The organism is Caenimonas sedimenti (genome assembly GCF_007833165.1).
Lineage (GTDB): Bacteria > Pseudomonadota > Gammaproteobacteria > Burkholderiales > Burkholderiaceae_C > Ramlibacter > Ramlibacter sedimenti.
The window spans coordinates 24,351-36,872 of the sequence record NZ_VOBQ01000015.1; the positions used below are offsets into that span (position 1 = coordinate 24,351).

Below are 12,522 nucleotides of genomic sequence, written 5' to 3' on the forward strand. Positions count from 1 at the left end.
CGTTCTAAACGGTCCTGCGGACCATCAGCTCCTTGATCTTGCCGATGGCCATGGTCGGGTTGAGACCCTTGGGGCACACGTCGACGCAGTTCATGATGGTGTGGCAACGGAAGAGCCGGTACGGGTCTTCCAGGTTGTCGAGGCGCTCCGCTGTCGCTTCGTCGCGGCTGTCGGCGATGAAGCGATAGGCCTGCAGCAGCCCGGCCGGGCCGACGAACTTGTCGGGGTTCCACCAGAAGCTGGGGCAGCTGGTCGAGCAGCTCGCGCACAGGATGCACTCGTACAAACCGTCGAGCTCCTCGCGCTCCTCGGGCGACTGCAGCCGCTCCTTCTCGGGCGGGATGTTGTCGTTGACGAGGTAGGGCTTGATCGAGTTGTACTGCTTGAAGAACTGCGTCATGTCCACGATCAGGTCGCGGATGACGGGCAGGCCGGGCAGCGGCTTCAGGACGATGGGCTTGTCCCCCAGCGAACGCAGGTTGGCCAGGCAGGCCAGGCCGTTCTTGCCGTTGATGTTCATCGCGTCGGAGCCGCAGACGCCTTCGCGGCAGGAGCGGCGGAACGACAGCGTGGGATCCTGCGCCTTGAGCTTCATCAGGGCGTCGAGCAGCATGCGCTCGTTGCCCTCGAGCTCGATCTCCACCGTCTGCATGTAAGGCTTGGCGTCCTTGTCGGGGTCGTAGCGGTAGATGTGGAAGGTGCGCTTTTGCATGAGGTGTCCCGTATCTTGAATCTAGGCGCTTTAGGGGCGGCGTGGAAGTACGTAGGAAAGCGTAGAGACGCGGCTGACGTCAGAAGGTACGCACTTTGGGCGGAACGCTTTCCACCGTCAGCGGCTGCATCTTCACCGCCTTGTAGTCGAGGCGGTTGCCCTCGCTGTACCAGAGCGTGTGCTTCATCCAGACCTTGTCGTTGCGGCCGAGCGGGGTGTCCGGGTGGTCGGCCGGATGCTCGTAGTCGCGCACCAGGTGGGCGCCGCGGCATTCCTTGCGGGCGGCGGCGCCTTCGATGGTGGCTTGGGCGGCCTCGATCAAGTTCTCGACTTCCAGCGCTTCCACGCGGGCGGTGTTGAACACCTTGGACTTGTCCTTCAGGCCGATCGCGTTGACGCGTTCGCGCAGCGCGGCAATCTTCTTGCAGCCCTCGTCCATGTTCTCCTGGCTGCGGAACACACCGGCGTGCGTCTGCATCGCCAGCCGCAGGTCGTTCGCGACGTCCTGCGCGTATTCGCCGCCGGTGGCTTCGTCGAGCCGGTTCAAGCGGACCAGCGTCCGGTCCGCCGCATCGGCCGGCAGGTCCTTGTGGGACTTGGTCTTGCTTGCGAACTCGACGATGTGGTTGCCGGCGGCCTTGCCGAACACCAGCAGGTCGAGCAGCGAGTTGGTGCCGAGCCGGTTGGAACCGTGCACGCTGACGCAGGAACATTCGCCGACGGCGTAGAGCCCGTTGACCACCGCGTTGTCGTCGCCGTTCTTCTGGATGACGACCTGGCCGTTGATGTTGGTCGGGATGCCGCCCATCTGGTAGTGGATGGTGGGCACCACCGGGATCGGCTCGCGCGTGACGTCGACGTTGGCGAAGTTCACGCCGATCTCGTACACCGAGGGCAGCCGCTTGTGGATGGTGTCGGCGCCCAGGTGGTCCAGCTTCATGTGGATGTAATCCTTGTTCGGGCCGCAGCCGCGGCCTTCCAGGATCTCCTGGCCCATGCAGCGCGAGACGAAGTCGCGCGGTGCCAGGTCCTTCAGGGTGGGCGCGTAACGCTCCATGAAGCGCTCGCCGTTGGCGTTCAGCAGGATCGCGCCTTCGCCGCGGCAGCCTTCGGTGAGCAGCACGCCAGCGCCGGCGACGCCGGTGGGGTGGAACTGCCAGAACTCCATGTCTTCCAGCGGGATGCCGGCGCGCGCCGCCATGCCCAGGCCGTCGCCGGTGTTGATGAAGGCGTTGGTGGAAGCCTGGAAGATGCGGCCGGCACCGCCGGTGGCCAGCAGCACGGTCTTCGCGTGCAGGATGTGCACGTCGCCGGTTTCCATCTCCAGCGCGGTCACGCCGACGACGTCACCCTCGGCGTCGCGGATCAGGTCCAGCGCCATCCATTCGACGAAGAACGAGGTCTTGGCGCGCACGTTCTGCTGGTACAGCGTGTGCAGCATCGCGTGGCCGGTGCGGTCGGCGGCGGCGCAGGCGCGCTGCACCGGCTTCTCGCCGTAGTTGGCCGTGTGGCCGCCGAAGGGGCGCTGGTAGATCGTGCCGTCCGGGTTGCGGTCGAACGGCATGCCGAAGTGCTCGAGCTCGTACACGACCTTCGGCGCTTCGCGGCACATGAATTCGATGGCGTCCTGGTCGCCCAGCCAGTCGGAGCCCTTGACCGTGTCGTAGAAGTGGTAGTGCCAGTTGTCCTCGGACATGTTGCCGAGCGACGCGCCGATGCCGCCTTGCGCGGCCACCGTGTGCGAGCGCGTCGGGAACACCTTGGACAGGACGGCGACATTCAGGCCGGCGAGCGACAGTTGCAGCGAAGCCCGCATGCCGGAGCCGCCGGCGCCGACGATGACGACGTCGAACTTGCGGGTGGTGATGTCTTTGTTGGTGTAGCTCATGTTCTTCAGACTCTCCACAGAACCTGGATGGCCCAGCCGGCGCAGCCGACCAGCCAGACGATGGTGAAGATCTGCAGCGCCAGGCGCAGGCCCAGCGGCTTGATGTAGTCCATGTACACGTCGCGCATGCCCACCCACACGTGGTACAGCAGGCTGACGATCACGGCGAAGGTCAGGACCTTCATCCACTGGGGGGCGAAGGTGCCGGCCCAGCTGTCGTAGCCGATCGGGCCGCGGCTGAAGATCAGGCGCACCAGGATGACCAGCGTGAAGACGGCCATGACGAGGGCGGTGACGCGCTGGGCCAGCCAGTCGCGCAGGCCGTAGTGGGCGCCGACGACGATGCGCCGGGAGCCGAAATTGACTGCCATGTTTCTTTTGTCCTTCTCGTGTTCTTAGTAGAGGCCGAACAGCTTGGCCCCGAGCACCAGCGTCAGCAGCACGCTGGACACCAGGGTGACGGTCGCCGACGTCGTGCCGAACTGCTTCGTCACCGCGGCATGGCTGACATCCATCCAAAGGTGGCGCAGACCGGCGATGAAGTGGTGCAGGTAAGCCCAGATCAGCGACAGCGCCACCAGCTTCAGGAACCATCCCGGCGCGAAGCCGACGCCGTTGTTGAAGGCGGAACGGAACTTGGCGAAGGAGATCTCGGAAGAAACCGACAGATCGAACATCCAGAGGATGAACGGCAGCAGCACGAACATCAGCACGCCGCTCACTCGGTGGAGGATGGACACCCAGCCCGCGGCGGGCAGGCGGTAGGTGGGCAGGTCCGACAACGCGTGGATGTTGCGGAATTCCGGCCGCTTCTGGGCGACTGTCATGTCTGGGTTTTCTTTCTGGAAGAAGGCAAGGCCTGGACGAGCGGGGAGGGTGCGGACAGCCCAAAATTCTATTGCAACGCAACAGCCTGACACGGAACCTTCAAAAATGCCCCGCGAGCGAGAACTTTTCGCTCCGCGGAAGACGTCAGCTCAGCTCGTTGCGGTAGTGGTGCGTGTCGGTGCGGTAGAGGCCGCGGCGCAGCTCCATCGGCACGTCGCTGTAGGTGTAGGAAAGCCGTTCCACGCTCAGGAGCGGTGACCCTTCGGCGACAGCGAGCAGCGCGGCCTGGGCGGCGTCGGCGGCGACGGAGCGGATCTTTTCCTCGGCCCGCACCATGCGCACGCCGAACTCCAGCTCGAACATCGCGTAGGTGGGCCCCTGGTACGCCGCCATCTGGTCGGCGCTCAGGCCCTTGAAGGCGTTGCCCGGCAGCCAGAGGTCTTCCAGGATGGTCGGCACGCCGCCGAAAGTGAGCACGCGCCGCACCTGCACCACCGGGTCCCCCGTGCGCAGGGCCAGCGCGCGCGCGACGTCCGCGCTGGCGCGCAGGCGGCGGCATTCGAGCACTTCGCGTCCGGCCGGGCCTTCGCTGTCACGGTCGCCGCTGTCGGGCACCAGCTTCAGGAAGCGGTAGCGCACGTGCTGCTCGGCGTGGGTGGCGACGAAGGTGCCTTTGCCCTGGCGCCGAACCACGAGGTTTTCGGCGGCGAGTTCGTCGATGGCCTTGCGCACGGTGCCCTGGCTCACGCGGAAGCGCGCGGCCAGGTCCATCTCGCTGGGGATGACCTCGCCGGGCTTCCATTCGCCAGCCTGCAGGCTTTGCAGGATCAGCCCCTTGATCTGCTGGTACAGCGGGCTGAAGGCGGGCGTGGCCTGGGCCTGCGCGTCGGCGGTGCCGGCGCCGTCAGCGCTGTGGGAAGAGGGCGAAGTAGCCATCGGGAGCCGTGGTGTGGGGGCCTTGCAAGTCGGGCAATCATATCTTATATAAGACATAAGACAAGTTGACCGGTGCGGGTTTTCACGAGTACACTTCCGGGCTGTCCAGCAGGGCCCCCGCCGCAGCGCACGCGGCCGCTCGCGACACTGTTTTCGTCCCACTTTTTTCGGAGATTCCCATGAGCAAGAAGCCCGTCCGCGTCGCCGTCACCGGTGCCGCTGGCCAGATCGGTTACGCCCTGCTGTTCCGCATCGCTTCCGGCGAGATGCTGGGCAAGGACCAGCCCGTGATCCTGCAGCTGCTCGAAGTGCCGGCCGAAGGCCCGCAGAAAGCGCTCAAGGGCGTGATGATGGAACTCGAGGACTGCGCGTTCCCGCTGCTGGCCGGCATGGAAGCCCATGGCGACCCGATGACCGCCTTCAAGGACACTGACTACGCTCTGCTTGTGGGTTCCATGCCCCGCAAGGCCGGCATGGAGCGCGCCGAGCTGCTGTCCATCAACGGCAAGATCTTCATCGGCCAGGGCAAGGCGCTTGACGCCGTGGCCAGCCGCAACGTCAAGGTGCTGGTGGTCGGCAACCCGGCCAACACCAATGCCTACATCGCGATGAAGAGCGCGCCCGGCCTGCCGCGCGAGAACTTCACCGCCATGCTGCGCCTCGACCACAACCGCGCGCTGTCGCAAGTGGCCGCCAAGACCGGCACCGCCGTGGCCGACATCGAGAAGCTCACCGTCTGGGGCAACCACTCGCCCACGATGTACGCCGACTACCGCTTCGCCACGGTCAACGGCAAATCCGTCAAGGACATGATCAACGACCAGGTCTGGAACGCCGACACCTTCCTGCCCACCGTCGGCAAGCGCGGCGCGGCCATCATCGAGGCGCGCGGCCTCTCGTCCGCCGCTTCCGCCGCCAATGCGGCCATCGACCACATGCGCGACTGGGCCCTGGGCTCCAACGGCAAGTGGGTCACCATGGGCATCCCGTCCAACGGCGACTACGGCATCCCCAAGGACGTGATGTTCGGCTTCCCCGTCACCACCAAGGACGGCAAGTACGAAGTCGTGAAGGGCCTCGAGATCGACGCGTTCAGCCAGGAGCGGATCGACAAGACGCTGAAGGAACTGACCGACGAACAGGCCGGGGTTTCCCACCTGCTCTGATGGCCAGCCATCCCCGCGACATCCTGCTGGGCGCCCAGGCGCAGACCGGGTTCCTGCCCGTCTGCGACCACTACAGCGGCGTCGAGGCGCGGATGCGCAAGAGCCTGCAGCTGCAGGCCGAGCTGATGCAGGAATTCGGGGCTTGCGTGTTCGACGTCAGCCTCGATTGCGAAGACGGCGCCCCGGTCGGCGGCGAGGCGGAGCACGCCGCGCTGGTGACCGAGCTGGCCCTGAACGCGGAGCCCGGCGCGCGCGTGGCGGTGCGGGTGCATGCGGTGGACCACCCGGCTTTCGAAGCCGACATCGCCACCATCGCCGGCAAGGCCGGCCACCGGCTCGCGCACATCATGGTCCCCAAGGCGGAGTCGCCCGCCGACATCGAACGCGCCGTGCGCGCCATCGATGCCGCCGGCGCGACGCAGCTGGCCGTGCACGCGCTCATCGAGTCGCCGGCGGCGGTGCATCGGGCCTTCGACATCGCCGCGCATCCGCGGTTGCAGTCGCTCAGCTTCGGGCTGATGGATTTCGTGTCCGCGCATGGTGGAGCGATCCCCTCGGCCGGCATGGGCGTCGAGGGCCAGTTCCAGCACCCGCTGGTGGTACGCGCGAAGCTGGAGATCGCTTCGGCCTGCCACGCGCACGGCAAGGTGCCCTCGCATGGCGTGGTGACCGAGTTCAAGGACCGGCCCGCCTTCCTGGCCGCGGCGACGAAAGCCGCGAACGACTACGGCTACACGCGGATGTGGAGCATCCACCCGGACCAGATCCGGCCCATCCTGCAAGCCTTCGCGCCGACGGCGCACGAGATCGAGACGGCGGCGAGCATCCTGCTGGCGGCCGCGCAGGCCGACTGGGCACCCATCAGCCACGGCGGCAAGCTGGAGGACCGGGCAAGTTACCGCTACTACTGGCAGGTGCTGCAGAGGGCGCACCAGACCGGGAGGCCGCTGCCCAACGAAGTGCAGGAATGGTTCGCCGTCCTGCGTCCATGAAGTACCGGAGACAAGACACTTTGAAAGCCCTCGCCATTTCGCTGTTGCTGATCACCGCCCCGGCGCTCGCGCTGGCGCAGACCGCCACGAAGCCCGCGGCCAAACCGGCCGCCAAGGCGGCCGCGAGCAAACCGGCCGCCAGACCCGCGGCGGCCAAGCCCGCTGCCACCCCGAAACTGGCGCCCGCCGCCCAGAAAGCGGTGGAAGAAGCCACGCCGCTTGAGGAAGCCGACCCCACCATCAAGCTGACCGAGGGCGATCTTGAAGTCGCCCGCCGTGTCTACGTCGGCGAGATCCCCTGCGAACTGGGCGCCAGCGTGAAGATCACGCCGCTCAAGCGCGAGGGCTTCTTCCTGGTGCAGACCGGCCGCAACCGCTTCCGCATGCACCCGGTGGAAAGCCGCACCGGAGCGATCCGGCTGGAAGACCCCGTCCGTGGCGCCATGTGGCTGCAGCTGGGCAACAAGTCGATGCTCATGAGCCAGAAGCTCGGCCAGCGCCTGGCGGACGAATGCCAGAGCCCGGACCAGGTGACCTTCACCGAAGCGATGAAGAGCCGGCCGGCCGTCAACATCCTCGAAGCGACACCGGCCGCGCGGCCCGCGTCCGCGCCGATCCAACCGGCCGAATCCCTGGTGCCCGGCACGACCTCCCCGCCGGGCAACACGCCCGTGGTGCCCACGCCGGCCGGCACCACGCCCGTCGCCCCCGCGCCCGCTGCCACGCCAGGCACCGCCACGGCGCCCATGCCGGCGGCCAGCCGGGCCCAATAAATGCATCGCCCCCTGAATTGAACGGAGAAGACCATGTTGCAAGCCTACGTTGAACACGTTGCCGAGCGCGCCGCCATCGGCATCCCGCCGCTCCCCCTGACGGCCAAGCAGACCGCCGACCTGATCGAGCTGCTGAAGGCCGCGCCTGCCAGCGAAGACGGCTTCCTGCTCGACCTGCTGACCAACCGGGTGCCGCCCGGCGTGGACGACGCCGCCAAGGTCAAGGCGAGCTTCCTGTCCGCCGTCGCCCATGGCGACCTCGCGGTGCCGGCGCTGTCGCGCGCCAAGGCGACGGAGCTGCTGGGCACCATGGTCGGCGGCTACAACGTCAAGCCGCTGATCGACCTGCTGGACGACACCGAAGTCGCCGCGGTAGCCGCCGCGGGCCTGAAAAAGACGCTGCTGATGTTCGACTTCTTCCACGACGTCGCCGAGAAGGCCAAGGCCAACAACGCGTTCGCCAAGGAGGTGATCCAGAGCTGGGCCGAGGCCGAGTGGTTCACCACCCGCCCCGAAGTCCCGCAGAAGATCACGGTCACGGTATTCAAGGTGCCCGGAGAGACCAACACCGACGACCTGTCCCCCGCACCCGACGCCTGGTCGCGCCCCGACATCCCGCTGCACGCGGTGGCGATGCTGAAGAACACGCGCGCCGGCGCGCCGTTCACGCCCGACGAAGATGGCAAGCGCGGCCCGTTGAAGCTGATGGAGGAACTGAAGGCCAAGGGCCACCAGGTGGCCTACGTCGGTGACGTGGTCGGCACCGGTTCGTCGCGCAAGTCCGCGACCAACAGCGTCATCTGGCACACCGGCCAGGACATCCCCTTCGTGCCGAACAAGCGCTTCGGCGGCGTCACTCTGGGCGGCAAGATCGCTCCCATCTTCTTCAACACGCAGGAAGACTCGGGCGCGCTGCCGATCGAAGTCGATGTCGCCAAGCTCGAGATGGGCGACGTCATCGACATCCTGCCGTACGAAGGCACGCTGCAGAGGGGCGGCGAGGTCATCGAGCGCTTCCAGCTGAAGAACGACATCCTGTTCGACGAAGTGCGCGCCGGTGGCCGCATCAACCTGATCATCGGCCGCTCGCTCACCGCCAAGGCCCGCGAGTTCCTGGGCCTGCCGGCCTCCACGGTGTTCCGCCTGCCGAAGCCGACCGTCGATTCCGGCAAGGGCTTCACGCTGGCGCAGAAGATGGTCGGCCGCGCCTGCGGCCTGCCGGAAGGCAAGGGCGTGCGCCCGGGCACCTATTGCGAGCCGAAGATGACGACCGTCGGCAGCCAGGACACCACCGGCCCCATGACCCGCGACGAACTGAAGGACCTGGCCTGCCTGGGCTTCTCGTCCGACCTGGTCATGCAATCGTTCTGCCACACGGCAGCCTATCCGAAGCCGGTGGACGTGAAGACGCACCGCGAGCTGCCGGCGTTCATCAGCAACCGCGGCGGCGTTTCGCTGCGCCCGGGCGACGGCGTGATCCACAGCTGGCTGAACCGCCTGCTGCTGCCTGACACCGTGGGCACCGGTGGCGACAGCCACACGCGCTTCCCGATCGGCATCAGCTTCCCGGCCGGTTCCGGCCTGGTCGCTTTCGCGGCCGCCACCGGCGTGATGCCGCTGGACATGCCCGAATCCGTGCTGGTGCGCTTCAAGGGCGAGATGCAGCCCGGCATCACCCTGCGCGACCTGGTGCACGCCATTCCCTACTACGCGATGAAGCAGGGCCTGCTGACGGTCGCCAAGCAGGGCAAGGTCAACGTGTTCTCCGGCCGCATCCTCGAGATCGAGGGCCTGCCGGACTTGAAGGTCGAACAGGCGTTCGAACTGTCCGACGCCTCCGCCGAACGCTCCGCCGCCGGCTGCACGGTCAAGCTGAACCCCGCGCCGATCAGCGAGTACCTCACCAGCAACATCGTGCTGATGAAGAACATGATCGCCGAGGGCTACCAGGACAAGCGCACGCTGGAGCGCCGCATCCAGGCTGTGCAAGCCTGGCTGGACAACCCGCGCCTGCTCGATGGCGACGCCGATGCCGAATACGCTGCCGTGATCGACATCGATCTGGCCGGCATCACCGAGCCGCTGCTGTGCTGCCCGAACGACCCGGACGACGTCAAGCCGCTGTCGCTGGTGCAGGACACGAAGATCGACGAGGTCTTCATCGGTTCGTGCATGACCAACATCGGCCACTTCCGCGCGGCTTCCACGCTGCTCGAAGGCAAGCGCGACATCCCGGTCAAGCTGTGGGTGGCCCCGCCGACCCGCATGGATGCAGAGCAGCTGACGAAAGAAGGCCACTACGCCAACTTCGGCGGCGCCGGCGCGCGCACCGAGATGCCCGGCTGCAGCCTGTGCATGGGCAACCAGGCGCAGGTGAAGGAGGGCGCGACGGTGGTTTCGACCTCCACCCGCAACTTCCCGAACCGCCTGGGCAAGAACACCAACGTGTTCCTGGCGTCGGCGGAACTTGCCGCGATCGCGTCCAAGCTGGGACGCATTCCCACGGTGGCCGAGTATCACGCCGACATGGGCGTGATCAACAAGGACGGTGACAAGGTCTACCGCTACCTGAACTTCGACCAGATCGAGGAATACGCTCAGGTGGCGAGCGAAGTCGCGGCCTGAAGCCAGCGCCTCGCGCATGAAAAAAGCGGCCCGTGAGGGCCGCTTTTTTCGTTGGGGCTTTCAGACCCTCAGTTGCGGTCGGCACGCGCCGGACGGATGGCCGAGGGGCCGCTCGCCACGGTGGAGCCGGAGCCGCCGCTGGTCCCGCCCATCGCGGTGCTGCCGCCGGTGGACCCGGAGCCCGAACCCCCGAGGTTGCTGCCCATCAGGCCCTGCGTGCCGCTGGAGCCGGCACCCAAGGCGGTGGAACCACCGCTGCCACCGGCGATCGTGCCGCTGCTTCCGGCCGCCAGGCCCGAGCCGGTGGTGACGCCCACCGTGCCGGCCGTGCCAGCGCCCGTCGTGACACCCGTCGTGCCGCCAGCAGTGGTCCCGGCCGTTCCGACGGCACCGGTGCTGCCGACCGTGCCGGTCGTGCCAACCGAGCCAGTCGTGCCCACCGAGCCGGTCGTGCCCACGGAGCCAGTCGAGCCGACAGAGCCGGTCGTACCGACAGAGCCGGTCGTACCCACGGAGCCGCCGACGCCCACGGAGCCACTGCCGCCGACCGTGGCCGAACCGCCCGCGTTGCCAGCCGTCGACGCATTCGGGCCGTTGCCCTGGTTGCCCGGGCCGGTATTGCCGACGCCGTTGCCGCTGTTGCCCGTGCCGACGTTCGCGCCGCCGTTCGCGCTGCCACCAGCGCTCACGCCGCCGGCGACACCGCCGCCGCCGACGGAACCGGAGACGCCGCCGGTGCCGCTGCCACCCGCGCTCACGCCGCCGCCGCCCACGGATCCGGAGACACCGCCGGCAGCATTGCCGGCCGTGGTGGCGTTCGGGCCGTCACCCTGGTTGCCCAGGCCGGTGTTGCCCACGCCGTTGCCGCTGTTGCCGGTGCCGACGTTGGCACCGCCATTGCCTCCGGCGTTGCCTGCGGGCGCGCCGCCCGCGCCGCCACCGTTCGCGCTGGCGCTGGTGCCCGCGCTCGCGCCGGCGCTGCCGGAGCCGCCCGCGCTGGCGCTGGAGCCGCCGGCGCCGACACCGGCGCTGCCGCCCGCGGTGCCGGACCCGCCTGCACTGGCGCTCGCGCCACCGGAACCCACGCCCGCGCTGCCGCTGCCGCCGGCACTGCCCGATCCGCCCGCGCTGGCACTGGCGCCGCCGGAGCCCACGCCCGCGCTGCCGCTGCCGCCGGCACTGCCCGAGCCGCCCGCGCTGGCACTGGCGCCGCCGGAACCCACGCCGCTGCCACCGGCACTGCCGGAGCCACCTGCGCTGGCGCTGGCACCGCTGCCGCCGCCATTGCCGCCGCCATTGCCGCCGGCGTTGCCACCCGCGTTACCGCCAGCACTGGCGCTCGCGCCACCGTTGCCGCCGCCGTTGCCGCCGCCGTTGCCGCCGCCGTTGCCGGAGGCACCAGCGCTCGCGGAGCCACCTGCGCCGACGCCCACGCCGACCCCGCCCGCGCTGGCGCCCACGCCGGCGCTGCCGGAGCCGCCCGCACTGCCGGAGGCACCGCCCCCGCCGCCGCCCACGCCGGCGCTGGCGCCGACACCCACGCCGGCGGAGCCGGCCGCGCCGCCGTCACCGCTGCCTTGGGCCCAGGTCACGCCGAGCGCGCCGGCCATCGCCATGGCCAGCAGGCTCAGCTGGAATTTGCTTGTCTTCGATTTCATGAAAGGCTCCCTTGAACGTCTGAGGATGTGAAGACCCGCTGTGATGTGAAAGCAGTGGGCCGGTGAGGTAACGACATCGTGCGAATGTGTGCGCGTGTGGAGCGTCGTCCCCTCGCGCGCTGCGATGTGCGACCGCGCCGACATGCAAAAAGCGGCCCGGAGGCCGCTTGGTCGTGGCAGGCGCTGGCTCAGCGCAGTGCGCCGTTGCGTTGCAGAGCCATGCTCTGCGCGCGGCTGAGCGGCGACTGCAGCATGCTGTTCGACATGCCGGGATTCGCCAGGCTGTTCGCCGCGCCTTGGGTGCCCGCGCCGCCTTGCGCGCCGACGTTCCCCATGGCGCCGACGTTGCCCGTTGTGCTGGCGTTGCCCGTCGTGCCAACGTTGCCGGTGGCGCCCACGCTGTTCGTCGCGCCCAAGCTGCCACTTGCATTGGTGTTGCCGGCGGCGCCACTGCTGCTGGAGGTGACACCCAGGCCGCCACTGGAGCCACTGCCGGCCGCGCCAGTGCCAGTGCCCGCGGTGCCGCCACTCGTGCCCGCATTGCTGGAAGAACTGCCACCCGCGGAGCCGGTGGTGCCGGCACTTGCACCCACGCCGCTGGCACCCGCACTGGCCCCGACGCCCCCGGCGCCCACGCCCGTGCCGGAGGCACCGGCCGCGCCGCCGACCTGGGCTCCGGCGGTGCCCAGCGCACCAGCCAGGGTGAATGCGAGCAGGCTCAACTGCAATTTGCTGGATCTCGATTTCATGTGAACTCCTGAAGCGATGGATGGAGAGGAGCGCCAGGACGGGCCGGCGCTTCCTCGAATGGTGGGGGCCGAGGGCAGTGCCGGCGTCGGCGCCACGCGCTCACGTTTGTGCGATCTCTCCGACAGCCGCCCGGCAAGCCCTGCCATTGTTGCCTGCTGTGCTATTCAAATCAGAGCACACGGGAAGACGGCACA

11 protein-coding genes are annotated in these 12,522 nt (G+C 68.3%); 4 read left to right on the plus strand and 7 right to left on the minus strand.

Translation table 11 applies throughout. The features are described 5' to 3' along the window. Positions 1 to 4: 4 nt before the first annotated feature. The 5 genes from FN976_RS18885 to FN976_RS18905 all read right to left on the minus strand — a co-directional run bounded on the left by FN976_RS18885 (position 5) and on the right by FN976_RS18905 (position 4,364). Positions 5 to 712: a succinate dehydrogenase iron-sulfur subunit gene (locus FN976_RS18885; RefSeq protein ID WP_145894616.1), complete on the minus strand. Its 708-nt coding sequence runs from the start codon at positions 710 to 712 to the stop codon at positions 5 to 7. Between the two features lie 79 nt (positions 713 to 791). Then, positions 792 to 2,600: a succinate dehydrogenase flavoprotein subunit gene (gene sdhA / locus FN976_RS18890; RefSeq protein WP_145894617.1), complete on the minus strand. Its 1,809-nt coding sequence runs from the start codon at positions 2,598 to 2,600 to the stop codon at positions 792 to 794. 5 nt (positions 2,601 to 2,605) lie between these two features. Then, complete coding sequence (sdhD, locus tag FN976_RS18895; RefSeq protein ID WP_145894618.1) at positions 2,606 to 2,971, minus strand: succinate dehydrogenase, hydrophobic membrane anchor protein; 366 nt, start codon at positions 2,969 to 2,971, stop codon at positions 2,606 to 2,608. Positions 2,972 to 2,995: 24 nt separating this feature from the next. Further along, positions 2,996 to 3,427 (minus strand): succinate dehydrogenase, cytochrome b556 subunit, encoded by a 432-nt coding sequence (gene sdhC / locus FN976_RS18900; RefSeq protein ID WP_145894619.1) that lies wholly within the window; start codon positions 3,425 to 3,427, stop codon positions 2,996 to 2,998. Positions 3,428 to 3,572: 145 nt separating this feature from the next. Further along, positions 3,573 to 4,364, minus strand: a complete 792-nt coding sequence (locus tag FN976_RS18905; protein ID WP_145894620.1) for a GntR family transcriptional regulator — start codon at positions 4,362 to 4,364, stop codon at positions 3,573 to 3,575. A gap of 179 nt (positions 4,365 to 4,543) precedes the next feature. Here FN976_RS18905 and FN976_RS18910 point away from each other — a divergent pair, with 179 nt between their 5' ends. Genes FN976_RS18910 through acnB form a run of 4 tightly spaced genes read left to right on the plus strand, consistent with a single transcriptional unit; the run spans position 4,544 to position 9,920 of the window. Next, positions 4,544 to 5,530 carry a malate dehydrogenase gene (locus tag FN976_RS18910; RefSeq protein WP_145894621.1) on the plus strand — a complete coding sequence of 329 codons (987 nt, stop codon included), beginning with the start codon at positions 4,544 to 4,546 and terminating at the stop codon, positions 5,528 to 5,530. After that, on the plus strand, positions 5,530 to 6,522 hold the full coding sequence (locus FN976_RS18915) for an HpcH/HpaI aldolase/citrate lyase family protein (protein WP_145894622.1): 993 nt from the start codon (positions 5,530 to 5,532) through the stop codon (positions 6,520 to 6,522). Before FN976_RS18910 ends, FN976_RS18915 begins: the two co-directional genes overlap by 1 nt. A gap of 20 nt (positions 6,523 to 6,542) precedes the next feature. Continuing rightward, complete coding sequence (locus FN976_RS18920; RefSeq protein WP_349291388.1) at positions 6,543 to 7,295, plus strand: hypothetical protein; 753 nt, start codon at positions 6,543 to 6,545, stop codon at positions 7,293 to 7,295. Between the two features lie 33 nt (positions 7,296 to 7,328). Continuing rightward, positions 7,329 to 9,920 (plus strand): bifunctional aconitate hydratase 2/2-methylisocitrate dehydratase, encoded by a 2,592-nt coding sequence (gene acnB / locus FN976_RS18925; protein WP_145894623.1) that lies wholly within the window; start codon positions 7,329 to 7,331, stop codon positions 9,918 to 9,920. Between the two features lie 68 nt (positions 9,921 to 9,988). On the opposite strand, the gene FN976_RS29650 is transcribed toward acnB, so the two are convergent. Together FN976_RS29650 and FN976_RS18935 are read right to left on the minus strand one after the other, a co-directional pair. Then, on the minus strand, positions 9,989 to 11,578 hold the full coding sequence (locus tag FN976_RS29650) for a hypothetical protein (protein ID WP_145894624.1): 1,590 nt from the start codon (positions 11,576 to 11,578) through the stop codon (positions 9,989 to 9,991). A 188-nt stretch (positions 11,579 to 11,766) separates the two neighbouring features. Continuing rightward, the gene (locus tag FN976_RS18935; protein ID WP_145894625.1) at positions 11,767 to 12,327 is read right to left on the minus strand and encodes a hypothetical protein; all 561 of its coding nucleotides are present in this window, start codon (positions 12,325 to 12,327) and stop codon (positions 11,767 to 11,769) included. Between the last annotated feature and the right edge of the window lie 195 nt (positions 12,328 to 12,522).